Source organism: Streptomyces sp. NRRL F-5123, from assembly GCF_000721495.1.
GTDB lineage: Bacteria > Actinomycetota > Actinomycetes > Streptomycetales > Streptomycetaceae > Actinacidiphila.
Window position 1 is genome coordinate 216997 of record NZ_JOHY01000005.1, and the last position, 18492, is coordinate 235488.

Here is an 18492-nt window from a genome sequence, read left to right on the forward strand (position 1 = left end):
GCGGCTCGGACGCGCCGTCAGACGGCGAAGGAGCGGGCCAGGCGGGCGCTCAGGGTCGGCGACAGCTCGCGGTCGATCGCCGGTATGAGGTCGCGCCGCTCGTGCGCCATGTACAGGTCGATCTCGCCCAGCACCCCGGACGCGGACACGTTGAAGGTGTCCTCCGGCTGCTCGCGCGTGAGCAGGTCGTCCAGATTCCGCTGCAGCCGCTCGCCCTCCTCCCGGTCCTCCCGGACGACGTCGGCCGCCGCGTGCCGCTCGTCCAGCGCCTGCCGGGCGGTCTTCTCGGTCGCCTCGAAATGCCGGGCCAGCGCGTTGGCCACCGGGCGCAGATCCGCCCGCGTGGGCATGCGGGTGTCGTCGTGCCGCACGCCGTCCACCATGGCGTGGATCTCGCCGGCGGACTCCTGGATGCGCGCGGACAGCCCCTCGTGGTGGTCCCTGGCCGCGACCTGGGCTTCGACGTCGGCCTTCGCCCGCTCGTCGAAGTAGGCCGCCTGGCCGCGGATGCTCGCCGGGCCCGCGATGCGGTCGTGTTCGGGGGGCACGCCCGGGGTGTCCTCTGGCCTGGTCACTTCGCTCATCGCACTCGCTCCTTGCCTTCACTGCCCGGCCGCCGGGGCTACTCCTCCGGCTCGGGCCACTCCGCGTCCGACACGACGTGCACGGCCGCCTCCTCCGCGGAGGCCCCGGCTCCGTCGATACCGACGTCCTCGCCGACCATCCCGTCCCGGCGCACGTGCACCCCCTCGTCGGGGGCGACGAGCCGCCCGGAACGCCGCTCCCCCGCCTCGATGTCGATCAGCTCGCCGTCGGAGTCCGGGGTGTCGCCCAGGCCGTCGCCCGACAGCGGGCGGACGTCGGGCCGCTCGCGGGGCAGCCGCTCGTCCAGGTTCTCCCGGGCCTCCTGCTCGGCCGCGGTGGTGCCGTACTCGTCGACGGCGCGGGGTTTCTCCGGGGGCGAGTACCCCTCGTCGAGGACGTCGTCCGGGCCGCCGACCACAAGGGTGTCCTCCGGCTCCAGCGGACCGGCGTCCTCCTGGATCCCGCTGCCGTCCGACTGCGGCTGGTAGACGTCGTCGCCCATCGTGCCGTCGATCCGCTCGGTCATCTCACCGCACCTGCCTCGTCCGCCGGCCTGGCACATCCGCGGACCGCGGCCCGCGGAGCGGCGGCCGGACCTGCCGCGTCGGGCGCACGTCGCACGATTGACCACCGTCCTCCCTGATCAGGAGCCGTACGGCCCGCGCGCTGCCGCCGCGCCACCGCGGCGGCGGGGCGGGTCGTCCACCCGCTCGCCTGCCCGTCCGGCCGGCGCGGAAACCGGCCGGGGTGCCGTCCGCCGTTACTCCGGACGGCCCACCTCCATCATGCGGCGACCCCCCGCCGGGCGCCTGCGGGCGGGCCGGCCGCCCCCGGCCCGGCCGGCGCGGCATCACCCGCCGGCACGGACCCCGGTCCCGGCCCGGCTGCCCCTCGGCCGATGCGGCGGATTCCTGGGCGCGGCCCGTTCGTCCCAGGTGCCGTCAGGCCACCCCTCGCGGACGGAACTGGACACTGATCCGGCCGCCCACCGCCGCCCGCGTCTTGGGTATCGCGTGGTCCCACGTCCGCTGGCAGCTGCCGCCCATCACGATCAGATCCCCGTGGCCCAGCGGCACCTTCCGGGCCGGGGCCCCGCCGCCGCGCGGGCGCAGCAGCAGGGGGCGCGGCTCGCCCAGCGAGAGGATCGCGACCATCGTGTCGCGCGTGGCGCCGCGCCCGAACCGGTCGCCGTGCCAGGCGACGCTGTCCCGTCCGTCCCGGTAGTAGCACAGCCCCGCGCTCACGAAGGGCTCTCCCAGCTCGGCGGCGTAGTGCCCGCTCAGCCGGTCGCGCGCCTCGGCGAGCACCGGGTCGGGCAGCGGGGCGCCCGCGGCGTAGTGGGCGAGCAGCCGGGGCACCGCCACCACGCTGTCGTACATCGTGCGGCGCTCCTCCCGCCACGGCACGCGCGCGGCCAGCTCCGCGAACAGGTCGTCGGCGCCGCTGAGCCATCCCGGCAGGACGTCGATCCACGCCCCGTGGCCGAGCGGGGTGCGGCGCAGCCCGTCGAGACCGCCCAGGACGGGGGCGCCGGTGGCGAAGAGTGAGGTCTGCTGAAGGATCATGCCTCCACCATAACGCCAGATCGCACATCTTTTCGATTACCCGTTCGAGTGAATCCCGCCGAGCCCGGACCCGGCTCCGGCGCACAGCCCCGGGCCACGGCCCACGGCCCCCGACCGGCGGGACCGCGCGAAGCCGTGCGCCCGCGCCGCGCCCGGCGCACGATGGAGGCATGCTCTTCGCGGAAGTCGCCCGGGTCTCCCGGGACGTCGCGGGCACGGCGTCGCGCTCGCGCAAGACCGAGCTGCTCGCGGGCTTCTTCCGGGAGGCGGAGGCGGGCGACGCGCCCGCCGCCATCGCGTACCTCGCCGGCCGGCTGCCGCAGGGGCGGCTCGGCGTCGGCTGGGCCGCGCTGCACGACCGCGCCGCCCCCGCCGCCGAGCCGCGGCTCACCGTCGCCGAGGTGGACGCGGCGCTCACCGAGGTCGCCGCCGTCTCGGGGCAGGGTGCCCAGGCCGGGCGCCGCGCCCTCCTCCAGGACCTGATGGGTGCGGCCACCGCGGGCGAGCAGGAGTACCTGATCGCCCTGATCACCGGCGAGGTCCGGCAGGGCGCGCTGGACGCGGCCGCGGCGGAGGGGCTCGCGGCGGCCACTGGCGCCCCGCCCGCGGAGGTCCGGCGGGCCGTGATGCTGGCCGGCGCGCTCGAACCCGTCGCGCAGGCCCTGCTGGCCCACGGCCACGAGGCGCTCGCCCGCTTCCGGCTGACCGTCGGCCGCCCGCTGCTGCCGATGCTCGCGGCCTCCGCGAAGTCCGTCGCGGAGGCCGTCGGCAAGGCGGGCGGGCCCTGCGTGGTGGAGGAGAAGCTGGACGGCATCCGCATCCAGGCCCACCGCGACGGCGACGACGTGCGGCTCTTCACCCGCACCCTCGACGACGTCACCGGCCGGCTGCCGGAGATCGTCACGACCGTGCGTGCGCTGACCGGCACGCGGTTCGTCCTCGACGGCGAGGTGCTGGCCTTCGGCGAGGACGGGCGGCCGCGGCCCTTCCAGGAGACCGCCGGCCGGGTCGGCTCGCGCGTCGACGTCGCGGCGGCCGCGGCCGCCCTGCCCGTCTCCGCCGTCTTCTTCGACGTGCTCTCCGCCGGCGACCGGGACCTGCTCGACCTGCCCTACGGTGTGCGGCACGCGGAGCTGGAGGCGATCGTGCCGCCGGCGGTACGCGTCCGGCGGGCGTTCCTCGCCGACCCCGCGGACCCGGCGGCCGTGCGTACGGCGGAGGACTTCATGGCGGCGGCGCTGGAGCGCGGCCACGAGGGCGTCGTCGTCAAGGCCGACGACGGGCCGTACGCGGCGGGGCGCCGCGGGGCCTCGTGGATCAAGGTCAAGCCCGTGCACACGCTCGACCTCGTCGTCCTCGCCGCGGAGTGGGGCCACGGGCGGCGTACCGGCAAGCTGTCGAACCTGCACCTCGGGGCGCGGGCGGAGGACGGCACGTTCGTCATGCTCGGCAAGACCTTCAAGGGCCTCACGGACGCGCTGCTCGCCTGGCAGACCGAACGCCTGCTGGGGCTCGCGGTGCGCGACGACGGCCACGTGGTGACCGTCCGGCCCGAACTCGTCGTCGAGATCGCCTACGACGGTGTGCAGCGGTCGCCGCGCTACCCGGCGGGGCTCACGCTGCGGTTCGCGCGCGTGGTCCGCTACCGGGAGGACAAGCGGGCGGACGAGGCGGACACGGTGTCCGCCGTCCGGGCAGCCCACGCGGGCTGAGGCGCCCGACGCCGCTCCGCCGGGGGCGGTGACGGGGGGTACCTGTCCGATTCCGGCCGACCGCCGGCTCTACCCCGGGCACGGGTGGGCCGACATCGCCACCCGACCCGTCGACCGGTGGGAGGCTGCCCCCACTGGCCCGCGCCCCTGGACGCGCATCCACCGTCTTACGGCCGACCGCCCCGGGGGTCTACCCCTGGCACGGGTGGGCCGACGTCGCCATCCGACCCGTCGGCCGGTGGGAGGCTGCCCACGCAGTCCCCCGCGCCCCTGGACGCGCATCCACCGTCTTACGGCCGACCGCCGGCGGGGGCTGCTCAGGGGGTCAGCGGGAGGTCAGGCGGAAGGCGGCTTCCTCCTCCTGGTCGCCGGAGGCCGTGCCCGTCACCTTGACCGTGAAGGACTCCGCCAGGGCCTCGCGGAGGCGGTCGACGGCGTGGTAGCCGCCCTGGGCGGTGAGCTTCACCGGGGAGGCCAGGGGGGCGGGGCCGCCCGGGAGGGCGAGGGTGCGGGAGACGTCGAAGGTCGCCGACCAGACGATGGGGGCCGGACCGGCCGCCTCCGCCGGTTCGTCGTCGGCCGCGCGGTCGCCCGCGAAGCTGGTGTGCAGCGCGTCGAGCACGGTCTTGGCGTCCTCCTTCGTGCAGCCGTCGATGATGACGGTGACCTGCGCCGCCGGTTCTGCGGACTGTTCGGTTGCCGTACTCACGGGGTGTCCTTCCGTCGCATGGGGTACCGCTGCCCCGCACAGCGCATTTCCGCTCGCACGCGGACGAAACACCGGCTCACCCGAACAGCCGGGCGCGCGTCCGCGACAATGGAGTATGCCGTCTCGCGCCGCCCGCACCCCGCTGCCCTGCCCCTGCGGCCTGCCCGCCGCCTACGCCGACTGCTGCGGCGCCCTGCACCAGGGCCGCGCCCGGGCCGGCACTGCCGAGCAGCTCATGCGGTCGCGCTACGCCGCCTTCGCCGTACGCGACACCGGCTACCTGCTGCGCACCTGGCACTCGACGACCAGGCCGCGCGAGCTGGACCTCGACCGGGACGTGCGGTGGACCGGCCTCGACATCCTGGGCAGCACCGGCGGCAGTGCCTTCCACACCGAGGGGACGGTCGAATTCCGCGCGCACTACCGGCACCGCGGCGGGGAGGGCGCGCAGCACGAGGACAGCCGCTTCGTCCGCGAGGACGGGCTGTGGGTGTACGTCGGCGAGGCCGGGCGGCCCGGCCGGTGACCGCGGCACGGGGGAACGGGCTCGACCCGGCGGTACGCGCCGCGCTCGCCGAGGAGCTGCTGGCCGCACTGGCCGCCGCGTGCGCCGGCTCCACCGCGGAGCTGCGCGGATCGCTCGCCGCGGGGACGGCGGACGCGTACAGCGACATCGACATCGCCTGGCGGGTTCCGGCCGCGGAGTTCGCACGGTGTGTGGAGGGCGCGCGGCGCACACTGGGCCGGGTCGGGCCGCTGCTGTCGCTGCGGTGCGACCCCGAAAATGCGGCGGAGCCCGGGCAGCGGCTGCTCTTCGCCGCCTTCCGCGGGCTGCCGCTCTTCTGGCGGCTCGACCTCGTGGTCCTCGCGGACGTCCCGGAGGCGGCCACGGATCCGCGGGGAGAGGTCGCCGACCCCTGGTCTCCCGCGGCCAGCGCGCTCGCCAACGCGGTGGGCGCGGTCAAGGCGCTGCGCCGGGGGCGGCCGGACGTGGCGCGCGGCCTCGTCGAGCGCGGTCTTCGCCGGGTCGGCGTGCGTATCGCCCTCACGGGCGTGTGGCGTACGGATGTGGCGCGGCTCGTTGCGGCGTCCGTCGCCGCGGATCCGGCGCAGCAGCGGCTCGCCTCCGCGGTGGAGGCTCTCGCCTCCGAGCTCCTCCCCCGCTGAGCCCCGCCCCTGCCGCGCGGGGTGGGCGTTCCCATGGCGCGCCTGCGCCGCCGGGCCCACGTTTTGGGCGCACGTGCGCCGCCGAGCCCCCTCTTTCGTGCGCGCCCGCGCCGGGCGAGCGTTCCCGGGACGCGCCCCGCGCTGCGGGACGAGCGTCTTCCCGCGCACCTGCGCCGCCCGGCTCCCGCTTTCAGGACACAACTGCCCCGCCGGGCAGGCGTTGGCAGGGGGGCGTGGGGTACTTCCCAGGCGAAGCTCTGGCGGAGAACTGCGCGGGCAACCCTCCCCCACAGCTTCGCCTGGGGTACCCCCATCTCGCTTCGCTCGCGGCCGGCCGGCCGGTACGAAACCGAACTGCCCCTTCGGGCCGGTGACGACCCGCGCCCCGGCAGGGGCGCCCCCGCGCCCCGAAAAGCTCGCCCGGCGCGGAAAGCGCGCCGCCCTGCGCAAGGCAGCCCCGGGCAAACGCTCGCCGCCCCGCGCAGCGGGGAGCTCTTCGGACCGACGGCTCAAGCCGCCGGTCGACCCGCGTCGTAGGAGAGGAAGCCGCGCTGGAACAGCCCCACGCACGTGATCGCGGCGATGCAGGCGAGGCCGCCGCCGACGACCGCGGCGGTGGGGGTGAAGAGGTCGGCCGCGGAGCCGGCGAGGAAGTCGCCGAGGCGGGGGCCGCCGACCACGACGACGAGGAAGACACCCTGGAGGCGTCCCCGCATGTCGTCGGGCGCTGCGGACTGGAGCATGGTGTTGCGGAAGACCATGCTCACGGTGTCGGCGCACCCGGCGAGGGCGAGGAAGAGCAGGCCCAGCAGCAGGTTGCGGGTCAGGCCGAACACCGCTACCGCCGCGCCCCAGGAGGCGACGGCGAGCAGGACGGCGAAGCCCTGGCGGCGGACGCGGCCGAGCCAGCCGGAGAAGACGCTGCCGAGCAGGGCCCCCACGGCGGGCGCGGCGGCGAGCAGGCCGACGGTGCGGGTGTCGCCGCCGTACCAGAGTCCGGCGATGGCGGGGAAGAGGACCCGGGGCTGGGCCAGGACCATGGCGGCGAGGTCGGTGACGAAGGTGGTCCGCAGGTTGGGCCGGGCGGCGAGGTAGCGCAGGCCCTCGACGACGGAGGGGCGGCGGCGCTCGTCGGCTTCGCCGGGGGCGCCCGCGCCGGGGAGCATCGACGGGAGCCGCCACATCGCGTAGAGGGAGGCGGTGAAGGCGGCGGCGTCGATGAGGTACGCCGCCTGGTACCCCCACAGGCCCACGAATACGCCGCCGAGCATGGGCCCGGCCATCTGCCCGACGCCGCCGGACAGCGAGGCGAGGGCGTTGGCGGCGGGCAGCTGCTCGGGTGTGAGCAGCCGGGGGATCATGGAGGAGCGGGCCGGCGAGTTCATGGCGAAGCACACGGCCTGCAGGGCGACGATCGCGTAGAGCAGGCCGACGACCCGCAGGTGGGCGATGGCCGTGACGGCGAGCGCGACGGACAGCAGGGTCGAGCCGCCCGCGGTGACGAGCCCGAGCCGGCGGCGGTCGACGGCGTCGGCGACAGCGCCGCCGTAGAGACCGAAGACGATCAGCGGGCCGAGCGAGCACAGCCCGACGAGGCCGACGTAGAAGCTGGAGCCGGTGATCGCGTAGACCTGGAGGGCGACGGCCATGGCCGTCATCTGCTGGCCTGTGTAGGACACCGCGTTGCCGAACCAGAGCCGCCGGAAGTCGGGGCTGTCGCGCAGCGGCCCGATGTCGGCGAGCAGCCGGCGGCGGTCCCCGGCGGGGGCGCCGGGAGTTGCCCCTGACCCGGATGGCGCAGTCCGGTTTCTGCTGGCTTTCCTACTCTTGAGCACGGCAAACGGTAGCAACGCAGCCCAGCGCTGCCGCGGTCGGGGCGCCCCGCGGCAGCCGAACCGGAGGTGGCCGGAATCCGAATGTGGGGAAAAACCGGCTGGTGACCATCGCACTGGCCGGAATACGCTGTGCGGGACGAACAGGCCCGGAGGGGATGTACCGGCCCCTTGAGCCCGTCCCGGAACGAGTCGCCACCTCGGCCCCCCTTCCGGCTATCGCAACAGGCGCCACCGCGTCCGTACCGCCCGAAGTCAGTAATCCCACCGGGCGCCCGACGCTGGGAAACGACCGCGCCAGGGCGACCCCGGTCGACGCGACGCTAAGGAGAACGCGGTGTCTGGAGATCAGCTCACGCAGGAGGAGACAGCGCCCGAGGACAGCCTCGGTGACGAGCGGCGCATCGTCCGGCTCGACGAGGAGGGACCGCTGAAGACGTGGTCCCGGTGTGCCCCGATCCGGCTCGCCGGATACGAGGACGACCCCTCCGAGACCCACATCCTACGCAGCATCGACTAGTCGACTCAGTCCCTTTCCGCACTTCGCGCCCTTCCCGTACTCCACTCGCCAGACCGGCGAACAGCGCCAGGCTCCCGGGCCGGGCGGCGGACGTTCACCCAGGTCCCCCGCCCGGCCCGCAGTTGCGAGGGCCGCGCACGGCACGCCGGTGCGGGGGCCGTGCCGCGATGAGACGTGCGCGACATTCCCGGTGCATCGCGCATGCGCCCGCGGGGAGCGGGCATACGGGGGTCGACTTCACCGATCTTCGAGGAGTACGACGATGCTGATGGCTCACCCGACCGTGCTGCTGGACCTGGTGGAACGCTACGAGCTGCTCACCTCGGTCGCAGACGGCACGGATCCCCGCATCGCCGGCCAACTACGGGACACCGCCTACACGTTGTGCGTGTCGACCGGCACCCGGGACGTCACCGAGGCGCTCGCGGTGGCGCGCGCGCACATCGTGGCGGCGGAAGACGCCGCGGACGGCGCGGCCGCCTGACACCACACGTGGGGACGAAATTCCCCCGCGACATGACCCGTTCGGCCCTGCGCGGCGTTGTCACCAACAGCGGGCACACAGCCCGTGACGATGTCCGGAAGGCCGCTGCCCGCCGCTGACCCACCGCTCCGACGGCCCTCACGGGCCCGCGACCGGGCGGCGGCACCACCCGGTCGGCCGCTGCCGCGTACTGCCCCGGCGGGGCGCGGCCGCCTATCGTCGGCAGCGGTGGCGAACGCGGTACCGACAGCGGTACCGCAGGCGTCACGGCAGTGCGACGACCGCCGGACGACGGCGAAGGAGGGCAGCAGGCATGGCACAGGAAGTCCGCGGGGTGATCGCCCCGGGCAAGGGCGAGCGGGTGCGCGTCGAGACGGTGACGGTGCCCGATCCGGGACCCGGCGAGGCCGTGGTGCGGGTGCAGGCGTGCGGGGTGTGCCACACCGACCTGCACTACAAGGAGGGCGGCATCGGGGACGACTTCCCGTATCTGCTCGGGCACGAGGCCGCCGGTGTCGTCGAGGAGACCGGGCCGGGCGTGACCGAGGTGCGGCCGGGCGACTTCGTGGTCCTCAACTGGCGTGCGGTGTGCGGCCGCTGCCGGGCGTGCCTGCGCGGCCGGCCCTGGTACTGCTTCGACACCCACAACGCGCGGCAGAAGATGACCCTGGCCGGGGGCGTCGAGCTGTCCCCCGCGCTGGGCATCGGCGCCTTCGCCGAGAAGACCCTGGTCGCCGCGGGCCAGTGCACCAAGGTCGACCCGTCGGTGTCGCCGTCGGTCGCCGGGCTGCTCGGCTGCGGGGTGATGGCCGGGATCGGCGCCGCGCTCAACACCGGTGCGGTCGGCCGCGGCGACTCCGTCGCGGTGATCGGCTGCGGCGGCGTCGGCAACGCGGCCGTCGCCGGGGCGCGGCTGGCCGGGGCCGCGCGGATCATCGCGGTGGACGTCGACGACCGCAAGCTCGCGACCGCCTCCGCGCTCGGCGCCACCCACACCGTCAACGCCCGCGCCGGGGATCCGGTGGCCGCGATCCGCGAGCTGACCGGCGGTTTCGGCGCGGACGTGGTGATCGAGGCGGTGGGCCGCCCGGAGACGTACGAGCAGGCCTTCTACGCCCGGGATCTGGCCGGCACGGTGGTGCTGGTCGGGGTGCCCACGCCGGAGATGAAGCTCGAACTCCCGCTGCTGGACGTCTTCGGCCGCGGCGGGGCGCTCAAGTCCTCCTGGTACGGCGACTGCCTGCCGTCGCGGGATTTCCCGATGCTCGTCGACCTGCACTTGCAGGGGCGGCTGGACCTGGGCGCCTTTGTGAGCGAGACGATCGCGCTGGACGAGATCGAGGACGCCTTCGCGCGGATGCAGGCCGGGGACGTGCTGCGGTCCGTCGTCGTGATGTGAGCCCCTGACGCGGGCCGCGACGGGGCCGTACGCAGCCGCCGCGCGGGAACGCGGCCGCGGGAAACGTCCGGGCGCGGCAGACCGGTCACGCCCTAGGGTGGTTGCGCGCGAAACGACAAACGGTCAGCACCTCGATGGCGAGGTGCTGCTCGGCGCGCCCGCACGCACCACCGCGAAGACGTGATTCGAGGAGCCTGCAATGGCGTTGCCGCAAGGCACGCTCAGCCACCGCTACCGTGGCGAGCACCCCGTACGAACCCTCCTCTACCTCTTCCATCCCGACCGGCGGCGGGTGGCCCTGGCCGTCGCCGCCTTCTTCGGCAAGCACACTCCGGTGTGGCTGCTGCCGCTGATCACCGCGAACGTCGTGGACGTCGTCGTCCAGCACCGGCCGATCCACGTCCTGTGGTGGAATTCGGCGGTCCTGCTGGTGATCCTCGTGCTCAACCTGCCGCTGCACCTGACGTACGTGCGGTGCATGCAGGGCTCCATACGCCGGACCGGCACCCGGCTGCGCAGCGCGCTGTGCCACCGGATGCAGCAGCTGTCGATCGGCTACCACTCCCGGGTGAGCGCCGGTGTGCTCCAGGCCAAGGTGATCCGGGACGTCGAGACGATCGAGACCGCCGCGCAGCAGACCGCGGACAACGGGCTCGCCGCCCTCGCCACGCTGAGCGGCGGCCTGGTCGTCATCGGCATCCAGGCGCCCGCCTTCCTGCCGGTCTACCTGGTCGTGGTGCCCGCCTCGGCGACGCTCGTGGTCAAGCTGCGGCGGCGGCTGCGGGACCGCAACGAGTCCTTCCGGCAGCAGGTGGAGCAGCTGTCGTCGCGGGTCAACGAGATGACGGCGCTGATCCCGATCACCCGGGCGCACGGCCTGGAGACCACCGCGCTGCACCGCGTGGACCGCACGCTCGGCGAGGTGCTGCACGCCGGGCTGCGGCTGGACCGGCTCAACGGCTGGTTCGGCTCGATCGCCTGGATCCTGCTCAACGCGATCGGCGTGGCGTGCCTGGCGGGCTCGGCGCTGGTGGCGTACTACGGCTGGCTGAGCGTCACGCCGGGCACCGTGGTGATGCTCAGCGCGTACTTCTCCAGCCTCACCGGCTCGGTCACCACGCTGCTGACGCTCACCCCGCAGATCGGCAAGGGCCTGGAGTCGGTGCGCTCGATCGGCGAGGTGCTCCAGGCGCCGGACCTGGAGCAGAACGACGGCAAGGCGCCGGTCCAGGGCGTCACGGGCCGGTTCGAGTTCCGCGGTGTCGGCCACACCTACCCCGAGGCGGACCGCCCGTCGGTGACGGGCTTCGACCTGGACGTGCGGGCCGGCGAGACGATCGCGCTGGTCGGCGGGTCGGGCGCGGGCAAGTCCACGGTGCTCAACCTGGTGATCGGCTTCCTGCGGCCGAGCGAGGGCAGCATCCTGCTGGACGGTGTCGACATGGAGACAATGGACCTGCGCGACTACCGCAACTGGCTGTCGGTGGTGCCGCAGGAGTCGATCCTGTTCGAGGGCAGCATCCGGGAGAACGTCACCTACGGCATGGACGAGGTGCCGGAGGAGCGGGTGCGGGCGGCGCTGCGCGACGCCAACGCGCTGGAGTTCATCGACCGGCTGCCGCACGGCCTGGACACGGTCGTCGGCGAGCGCGGCGCCCGGCTGTCCGGCGGGCAGAAGCAGCGGCTGGCCATCGCCCGCGCCCTGATCCGCGACCCGCGGGTGCTGGTCCTGGACGAGGCGACCTCGGCGCTGGACTCGCGCTCGGAGGCGCTGGTGCAGCAGGCGCTGACCCGGCTGGTGCGGGGCCGTACGGTCTTCGTGGTGGCGCACCGGCTCTCCACGATCCGGAACGCCGACCGGATCGTGGTGATGGACGAGGGCCGGATCGCGGAGGTCGGTTCGCACGCCGAACTGCTGCGCAGCGGCGGCGCGTACGCCGGGCTGCAGGCCGCGCAGCTCGCCTGAGCGCCGGGGCGGGGGCCGTTCGGCCGGGCCCCCGCCCCGCGCGGGGTCAGCCGCCGAGCACGGAGTCGACGAGGGACTTCGCCTCCTGCTGCACCTCGGCGAGGTGCTCGGCGCCGAGGAAGGACTCGGCGTAGATCTTGTAGACGTCCTCGGTGCCGGACGGGCGGGCGGCGAACCAGGCGTTGTCGGTGCAGACCTTGATGCCGCCCAGCGGTGCGCCGTTGCCCGGCGCCTCGTTGAGCACCGCGGTGACCGGCTCCCCGGCCAGCTCCTTGGCCGGGACCTGACCGGGCGACAGCTTGCCCAGGACCGCCTTCTGCTCACGGTCGGCGGGCGCGTCGATGCGGGCGTAGGCCGGGGCGCCGAAGCGCTCGGTGAGCGCGGTGTAGTGCTCGGAGGGCGTCCGGCCGGTCACGGCGGTGATCTCGGCGGCGAGCAGGGCCAGCAGGATGCCGTCCTTGTCGGTGGTCCACACCGCGCCGTCGCGGCGAAGGAAGGACGCGCCCGCCGACTCCTCGCCGCCGAAGGCGAGCGTGCCGCCGTGCAGCCCGTCGACGAACCACTTGAAGCCGACCGGCACCTCGGTGAGCGGCCGGCCGAGGTCGGCGACGACCTTGTCGATCATCGAGGACGACACCAGGGTCTTGCCGATCGCCAGTTCGGGCCCCCACTGCTCGCGGTGACCGGACAGGTAGGAGATCGCGACGGCCAGGTAGTGGTTGGGGTTCATCAGCCCCCCGTCGGGGGTGACGATGCCGTGCCGGTCGGCGTCGGCGTCGTTGCCGGTGGCGACGGCGTAGTCGTCCTTGCGGTCGATGAGCGAGGCCATCGCGTAGGGCGAGGAGCAGTCCATGCGGATCTTGCCGTCCCAGTCCAGCGTCATGAAGCGCCAGGTGGGGTCGGCGGTGGGGTTGACGACCGTCAGGTCGAGGCCGTGCCACTCGGCGATGCGGCCCCAGTAGTCGACCGACGCGCCGCCCAGCGGGTCGGCGCCGATCGTGACGCCGGCCCGGCGCACCGCGACCAGGTCGAGCACCGCGGGCAGGTCGTCGACGTAGCGGCCGAGGTAGTCGTAGCGGCCGGTGGTCTCCGCGGCGAGCGCCCGCGCGTAGCCGATGCGGTGGACGCCCTTGAGGCCGTCGGCGATGAGCTGGTTGGCCCGGTCCTGGATCCAGGAGGTGGCGTCGGAGGCGGCGGGGCCGCCGTTCGGCGGGTTGTACTTGAAGCCGCCGTCGGAGGGCGGGTTGTGCGACGGTGTGACGACGACGCCGTCCGCCAGGCCCGAGGTGCGGCCGTTGTTGTACGTGAGGATGGCGTGCGAGACGGCGGGCGTCGGGGTCCAGCCGCTGTTCTCGTCGAGCAGCACCGTCACCCCGTTGGCGGCGAAGACCTCCAGCGCCGTCACCCGGGCGGGCTCGGACAGGGCGTGGGTGTCGACGCCGAGGAAGAGCGGCCCGTCGGTGCCCTGCCAGCCGCGGTAGTCGCAGATGGCCTGGCTGGTGGCGGCGATGTGGTCCTCGTTGAAGGCGGTCGCGAGCGACGAGCCGCGGTGCCCCGAGGTCCCGAACACCACCCGCTGCGCGGGTTCGCCGGGGTCGGGGCGCAGCGCGTAGTAGGCCGTGACCAGGCGGGGCACGTCCACCAGATCCTCGGTACGGGCGGGCTTCCCGGCACGCTGGTGCGCCATTCACGTCTCCTCGGCTGCTCGGTCGCGTCGGTCGGTCCCGGCTCGCGGAGCGCGGCGGGCCCGCCGACCATTGTCATCCCTGCCCCGTGACCACCCGTCGCTACCCGGCCATCCGACGCGCCAGGACCTAATGTGAGGTCATGGACCAGGATCAGGGCGGGGCGGGCGTCCCGCTGGCGTCGCGGACCGGGCGGTGGGTGCTGGCCTGCTCGGTGCTGGGCTCGGGGATGGCGCTGCTGGACGGCACGATCGTCAACATCGCGCTGCCCCGCATCGGGGAGGACCTGGGCGCGCCGCTGTCGGCGCTGCAGTGGACGGTCAACGGCTACATGCTGACGCTCGCCGGGCTGATCCTGCTCGGCGGCGGCCTCGGCGACCGCTACGGGCGGCGCCGCGTCTTCGTCATCGGCGTGGTGTGGTTCGCGCTGGCTTCCGCGCTGTGCGGGATCGCGCCGGACGACGGAGTGCTCATCGCCGCGCGTGCGCTCCAGGGCGTCGGCGGGGCGCTGCTGACGCCGGGTTCGCTCGCGCTCGTGCAGTCGACCTTCCGGGAGGACGACCGGGCCAAGGCGGTCGGCGCGTGGTCGGGCCTGGGCGGGGTGGCGGGCGCGGTCGGGCCCTTCCTCGGCGGCTGGCTGGTGGACGGGCCCGGCTGGCGGTGGATCTTCCTGGTCAACCTGCCGATCGCCGCGGTGGTGGTGGCGATCGCGGTGCGCCACGTGCCCGAGAGCCGGGACCGGAACGCGTCCGGCAGCTTCGACGTGCGGGGCGCGGCGCTGGCCGCGCTGTGCCTGGCCGGTGTGACGTACGCGCTGATCGCCGCCTCCGGCCACCCGTCGTGGACGTCGGTGGTGGTGCCCGCGCTGGCCGGCGTGGCGTGCGGGGTGGCATTCCTGCGCACCGAGCGCACCGTCAAGAACCCGATGCTGCCGCTGTCCGTCTTCTCCTCGCGGCTCTTCACGTCGATGAACGTGGTGACGCTGTGCCTGTACGCCGCGATCGGCGGCGTCTTCTTCATCCTGCCCGTGCAGCTGCAGATCGCCGCCGGCTACAGCGCGCTGCACGCGGGCCTGGCGACGCTGCCGGTCACGGTGCTGATGCTGCTGCTGTCGGCCCCGGCGGGCGGGCTCGCCCAGCGCATCGGGCCGCGGCTGCCGCTCACGGTGGGGCCGCTGGTGACCGCGGCCGGGCTGCTGCTGCTCATCCGGCTGGGGCCGGGCTCGTCGTCGTACGTGCTGGACGTGCTGCCCGCGGTGGTGGTGCAGGGGCTGGGGATGAGCATGTTCGTGGCGCCGCTGACGGCGACCGTGCTGGCGTCCGTGGACGTCGACCACGCCGGGATCGCCAGCGGCGTCAACAACGCGGCCGCGCGGGTGGCCCAGCTGCTGGTCGTGGCGGCGCTGCCGCTCGCGGTCGGGCTGTCGAACCAGGCCTACCGCTCGCCGCACCGGGTGAACGACGCCTTCGGCAAGGCGATGCTGATCTGCGCCGGGCTGTGCGGGCTCTCCGCTCTGCTGGCCTTCACGCTGGTGCCGCGGCAGGCGCTGCGCGAGGAGCCGGGCGCGAAGCCCGCCGCCCGGCCGGAATGCCGGTCGAACTGCGGCCTCAACGCCCCGCCGCTGGAGCCGGGGGGGCCGGGGCGCAGGGCCGCGGGCTGATCCGGGCGCGTTCGGCGGCCCGGCGCAGGCCTCAGGGCCGGCCCTGCTGCGCCGCCGCCTCCACGGGCGGCTCCTCCGGCTGCGGGTCGGTGAGCAGCTGCTCCAGCGCGGGCAGGGCGGCGAGCAGCGCGTCGAGCTGGTCGTCGTCCAGCCGGGCCATCCTGCGGGCCAGCAGCTCCGAGCGGGTGCGGCGGATCCGGCTGAGCACCTGCGCACCCTCGGGGGCGATGCTCACCAGCCAGGAGCGGCCGTCGGCGGGGTCGGGCTGCTTGGTGACGAGCCCGGCCGCGACCAGCGGTGCGACGGTGCGGGTCAGCGAGGGGGCGGCGACCTGCTCGTGCGCGGCCAGCTCGCCGATCCGCAGCGGGCCGTGCTCGTGGATCCTGGCCAGCGCGGACAGCTGGGCGTAGGTGAGGTTGAGGTCGTCGCCGGAGGCCTGGGCGAGCTGCCGGTAGAGCCGGGCGATGACGAGCCGCAGCCGGGCGACGGCCGCGGAGGAGGGCGCCCCGCGCCCGTCGGTGTCGGTCATGGCGGGGCGCCTCCTGGGTCGTGCGGCGGTCAGCTGTCCTGGGCGGTGCGCCGGCTGCGGATGAGCGACGCGCCCGCCGCGACCAAGGACATCACGATCGCGAGGGCGAACACCACGACCAGCCCGTCGTGGAAGGGCCCGGAGATGAGGTGCGGGAAGAACTCCCGCCCGGTGAGGGTGTGCGCGTCGGAGGCGGGCAGCTTGCCGAGCAGGTCGGGGCCGAGCAGCTGCTGGATCGGGTTGTAGCCGAGGAAGGCGGCGAAGAGCGTGCCGACCGGCGGCAGGTTGGCCACGTCGTGCGCGTGGGAGGCGGGCACGCCCTGCGCCATCAGGCCGGTGCTCAGGGTGTGCGGCAGCGAGCGGGCGAGACCGGCGACCATCAGCGAGAAGAACACGCCGATGGAGAGCACCATGCCGGCGTTCTGGAAGGTGGCCCGCATGCCGGAGGCCGCGCCTCTGGACTCCGCGGGCACGCTGGCCATGATGATCGACGTGTTGGGCGCGGCGAACAGCCCGCCGCCCAAACCGTTGAGGAAGACCACGAGCGCGAAGAGCCAGTAGCTGAAGTCCGTGGGGATCAGCAGCAGCCCGGCGAAGGATCCGGCCATCACGACGAAGCCGGAGGCGGCGAAGAGCCGGGCGCCGTAGCGGTCGGACAGCGCGCCCGCGACGGGTCCTGCGGCGAGGAAGCCGACGGTGAGCGGCAGCAGGTAGATGCCGGCCCACAGCGGGGTGTCGGCGTAGTTGTAGCCGTGCAGCGGCAGCCAGATGCCCTGGAGCCAGATGATGAGCATGAACTGCAGGCCGCCGCGCGCGATGGAGCCCAGCAGGGTGGCCGCGTTGCCGCCCGCGAAGGCCGCGTTGCGGAAGAGCTTCATCGGGAACATCGGCTCGGCGACGCGGTTCTCGACGACGCAGAAGGCGGCGAGCGTCGCGGCGCCGCCGATCAGCCCGGCGAGCACCCACGGGTTGGTCCAGCCCATGGTGTGGCCGCCGTAGGGCTGGATGCCGTAGGTGATGCCGGCCAGCAGCGCGGTGAGGCCGACGGCGAAGGTGATGTTGCCCCACCAGTCCATCTTGGCCGGGCGGCGCACGCCGGTCTCGTGCAGCGAACGGTAGGCCCACACGGTGCCGATGATGCCGATGGGCACGTTCACCCAGAAGATGGAGCGCCAGTTCCACTCGGCGAGCAGGCCGCCGAGGACCAGGCCGATGAAGGAGCCGGCGATGCCGGCGACCATGTTGACGCCGAGCGCCATGCCGCGCTGCCGGGCCGGGAAGGCGTCGGTGATGATCGCCGCCGAGTTGGCCATCAGCATGGATCCGCCGACCGCCTGGGCGACCCGCCAGCCGATCAGCCACAGGGCTCCGCCGCCGCCGTGCATCGGGTCGACGGACAGGATGATCGAGGTGATGGTGAAGATCAGGAAGCCGGCGTTGTAGATCTTGACCCGGCCGAGGATGTCGCCGAGCCGGCCGAGCGTCACCACCAGGACGGCGGTGACGAGCATGTAGCCCATCAGCATCCACAGCAGGTAGCTGACGTTCCCGGGCTGGAGCGGGTCGAGCCTGATGCCGTTGAAGATCGCGGGCAGCGAGATCAGCACGATCGAGGAGTTGATCGTGGCGATCAGCATGCCGAGGGTCGTGTTGGACAGGGCCACCCACTTGTACCGCGGGTGGTCGGAAGCGATGCGCGGAGTCCGCGGTATTCGCTTGGTCGCGTCTTGAGTCGCCATCAGGCCCTTCACACCCCGCCCGGGTCAGTGGGTTCAGTTATTTAACTTAGGTTAAGTAACTCTACCATCGGGGGTGGACGGCTGCATCCTGCACGGAGGGCGCCCCCGGACCTGATGGGGTGCGCCCCACCCGCCGCCGCGCGCCCCACCCGCCGCCGCGCGCCTCAGCCGCGCCGGCGCAGCAGGTGCCCGTGCAGGAACGCCGCCTGCCCGGCGTGCTGGAGATCGTCGTTGACGACGCTGACGAGGCGTACGCCGAGCGTCACCGGCGGGTTCCACCGGCGGTCCACGACCCGGTCGAGGTCGGCGTCGGCCAGGGTGCCGACGAAGGCGAGGCTGCGCTCGTGGACGGCGTCGTAGTAGCCGGTGAGCACGTCGGCCGAGGCCGGGCGGACGGCGGCGACGTCGTCGGCGCTGTGGCCGTAGCCGATGTCGGCGGTGTCGAAGGGCAGCCCGAAGGCCTTGTCCCAGCCGTCCTCGGTCCACGCCTGCGGGCGGCCGGCGACCTCCGCGACATGGTCGTCCTGGACCCGGGTGAGGTGCCAGACGAGCCAGCCCACGGTGTTGGCCGCGGGGTCGACACGGTGGGCGAGCTCGTCGGGGGTGAGGCCGTCGACGGCCTGGTGGACGGCGTCCTTGATCCGGCCGAAGGCGTCGGCCAGCAGTTCTGCGGTGTTCATCGGGGCTCCTCGCGGCAGCGGGGCGGTGCCGCCCGTGGGGCCGGAGGACCTCGCCGGGCGGCCTGATGATCCGATCTTCGCCGATGACTGCCGCGCGGGTGCGGATATGGCGGCCCCGGCGCCGGGCGGGTCCGCCGACCCGCCCGGCGTGCACCGCTGCCGCCACCCCGCCCGGGGCGGTGGCCACACCGCTGCCGCCGCTGCATCAGGAGGGCGGCGTGCGCTGGTTCGTGCCGCCGAAGCAGTCCCCTGTCCGGCGC

General features: G+C 74.2%; 17 protein-coding genes. 8 read left to right on the plus strand and 9 right to left on the minus strand.

Annotated features, from left to right (window positions below; translation table 11 throughout):
- Positions 1 to 17 precede the first annotated feature (17 nt).
- The 3 genes from IH54_RS0107235 to IH54_RS0107245 all read right to left on the minus strand — a co-directional run bounded on the left by IH54_RS0107235 (position 18) and on the right by IH54_RS0107245 (position 2150).
- Complete coding sequence (locus IH54_RS0107235; RefSeq protein WP_031514001.1) at positions 18 to 584, minus strand: hypothetical protein; 567 nt, start codon at positions 582 to 584, stop codon at positions 18 to 20.
- Positions 585 to 622: 38 nt separating this feature from the next.
- Complete coding sequence (locus IH54_RS0107240) at positions 623 to 1111, minus strand: DUF5709 domain-containing protein (protein ID WP_031514003.1); 489 nt, start codon at positions 1109 to 1111, stop codon at positions 623 to 625.
- Between the two features lie 415 nt (positions 1112 to 1526).
- Positions 1527 to 2150 (minus strand): alpha-ketoglutarate-dependent dioxygenase AlkB, encoded by a 624-nt coding sequence (locus IH54_RS0107245; protein ID WP_031514005.1) that lies wholly within the window; start codon positions 2148 to 2150, stop codon positions 1527 to 1529.
- Between the two features lie 170 nt (positions 2151 to 2320).
- Here IH54_RS0107245 and IH54_RS0107250 point away from each other — a divergent pair, with 170 nt between their 5' ends.
- A complete protein-coding gene (locus tag IH54_RS0107250; RefSeq protein ID WP_031514007.1) occupies positions 2321 to 3862 on the plus strand; it encodes an ATP-dependent DNA ligase in 1542 nt (513 codons plus the stop codon).
- Between the two features lie 325 nt (positions 3863 to 4187).
- On the opposite strand, the gene IH54_RS0107255 is transcribed toward IH54_RS0107250, so the two are convergent.
- Entirely contained in the window at positions 4188 to 4571 is a 384-nt protein-coding gene (locus IH54_RS0107255) for a hypothetical protein (protein WP_031514008.1), read from the minus strand.
- 115 nt (positions 4572 to 4686) lie between these two features.
- Here IH54_RS0107255 and IH54_RS0107260 point away from each other — a divergent pair, with 115 nt between their 5' ends.
- Positions 4687 to 5097 (plus strand): YchJ family protein, encoded by a 411-nt coding sequence (locus IH54_RS0107260; protein WP_031514009.1) that lies wholly within the window; start codon positions 4687 to 4689, stop codon positions 5095 to 5097.
- Complete coding sequence (locus IH54_RS0107270) at positions 5094 to 5738, plus strand: hypothetical protein (RefSeq protein WP_052397159.1); 645 nt, start codon at positions 5094 to 5096, stop codon at positions 5736 to 5738. The genes IH54_RS0107260 and IH54_RS0107270 overlap by 4 nt, the downstream gene beginning before the upstream one ends.
- Positions 5739 to 6247: 509 nt before the next feature.
- Here IH54_RS0107270 and IH54_RS0107275 read toward each other — a convergent pair.
- Entirely contained in the window at positions 6248 to 7483 is a 1236-nt protein-coding gene (locus IH54_RS0107275) for an MFS transporter (RefSeq protein WP_052397172.1), read from the minus strand.
- A 424-nt stretch (positions 7484 to 7907) separates the two neighbouring features.
- On the opposite strand from IH54_RS0107275, the gene IH54_RS0107280 reads away from it, so the two are divergent.
- The 4 genes from IH54_RS0107280 to IH54_RS0107295 all read left to right on the plus strand — a co-directional run bounded on the left by IH54_RS0107280 (position 7908) and on the right by IH54_RS0107295 (position 11939).
- On the plus strand, positions 7908 to 8090 hold the full coding sequence (locus IH54_RS0107280) for a hypothetical protein (RefSeq protein ID WP_031514012.1): 183 nt from the start codon (positions 7908 to 7910) through the stop codon (positions 8088 to 8090).
- Between the two features lie 262 nt (positions 8091 to 8352).
- On the plus strand, positions 8353 to 8574 hold the full coding sequence (locus IH54_RS39405; RefSeq protein WP_043180049.1) for a DUF5133 domain-containing protein: 222 nt from the start codon (positions 8353 to 8355) through the stop codon (positions 8572 to 8574).
- A gap of 313 nt (positions 8575 to 8887) precedes the next feature.
- On the plus strand, positions 8888 to 9973 hold the full coding sequence (locus IH54_RS0107290; RefSeq protein ID WP_031514013.1) for an S-(hydroxymethyl)mycothiol dehydrogenase: 1086 nt from the start codon (positions 8888 to 8890) through the stop codon (positions 9971 to 9973).
- A gap of 199 nt (positions 9974 to 10172) precedes the next feature.
- A complete protein-coding gene (locus tag IH54_RS0107295; protein ID WP_031514014.1) occupies positions 10173 to 11939 on the plus strand; it encodes an ABC transporter ATP-binding protein in 1767 nt (588 codons plus the stop codon).
- A gap of 46 nt (positions 11940 to 11985) precedes the next feature.
- On the opposite strand, the gene pgm is transcribed toward IH54_RS0107295, so the two are convergent.
- Complete coding sequence (gene pgm / locus IH54_RS0107300) at positions 11986 to 13626, minus strand: phosphoglucomutase (alpha-D-glucose-1,6-bisphosphate-dependent) (protein ID WP_031514015.1); 1641 nt, start codon at positions 13624 to 13626, stop codon at positions 11986 to 11988.
- A gap of 140 nt (positions 13627 to 13766) precedes the next feature.
- Between pgm and IH54_RS0107305 the strand changes: the two genes are divergently transcribed.
- Entirely contained in the window at positions 13767 to 15284 is a 1518-nt protein-coding gene (locus tag IH54_RS0107305; protein WP_031514016.1) for an MFS transporter, read from the plus strand.
- Between the two features lie 31 nt (positions 15285 to 15315).
- Here the strand turns inward: IH54_RS0107305 and IH54_RS0107310 are convergent, their stop codons facing one another.
- The 3 genes from IH54_RS0107310 to IH54_RS0107320 form a co-directional block, all read right to left on the minus strand.
- The gene (locus IH54_RS0107310) at positions 15316 to 15813 is read right to left on the minus strand and encodes a MarR family transcriptional regulator (RefSeq protein WP_031514017.1); all 498 of its coding nucleotides are present in this window, start codon (positions 15811 to 15813) and stop codon (positions 15316 to 15318) included.
- Positions 15814 to 15842: 29 nt separating this feature from the next.
- Positions 15843 to 17552: an MFS transporter gene (locus IH54_RS0107315; RefSeq protein WP_052397173.1), complete on the minus strand. Its 1710-nt coding sequence runs from the start codon at positions 17550 to 17552 to the stop codon at positions 15843 to 15845.
- Positions 17553 to 17716: 164 nt separating this feature from the next.
- A complete protein-coding gene (locus IH54_RS0107320; protein WP_031514020.1) occupies positions 17717 to 18232 on the minus strand; it encodes a mycothiol transferase in 516 nt (171 codons plus the stop codon).
- Positions 18233 to 18492 lie beyond the last annotated feature (260 nt).